1 pseudogene is annotated in these 312 nt (G+C 50.0%); it reads left to right on the forward strand.

Annotation, left to right across the window (positions count from 1 at the left end):
• Window positions 1–312 (forward strand): annotated as a pseudogene (locus TW84_RS23350) (Tricorn protease domain-containing protein); the annotation flags it as partial.

Below are 312 nucleotides of genomic sequence, written 5' to 3' on the forward strand. Positions count from 1 at the left end.
TCGAACCACCACAAACCCCGCAGTCTGTTGCTGCGCCACCGCTAACGGTTGAAGAGCGGATCGCGGCCAAAAATGCCCAGCAATGGGACGATGGTCGGGTGTATATAACAGAGCATAACTACGTTACTTACGATCCAGACACAGGGAAACCAAGTTACGCTATTTACAAGGCCAAAGAGTGGCCCCGAGAAGATCTCAACAACCAAGACTCGTACGATCTACCGCGTGTGGTATTCCGCTGGGACAATGGCAGCAATGTTTCAAAAGATCTTTATGAGCGGCGCGATAAAGTATGGAGCATTAAAACCGATG

It is taken from the genome of Vibrio neptunius (genome assembly GCF_000967495.1).
GTDB classification, from domain to species: Bacteria; Pseudomonadota; Gammaproteobacteria; order Enterobacterales; family Vibrionaceae; genus Vibrio; species Vibrio neptunius.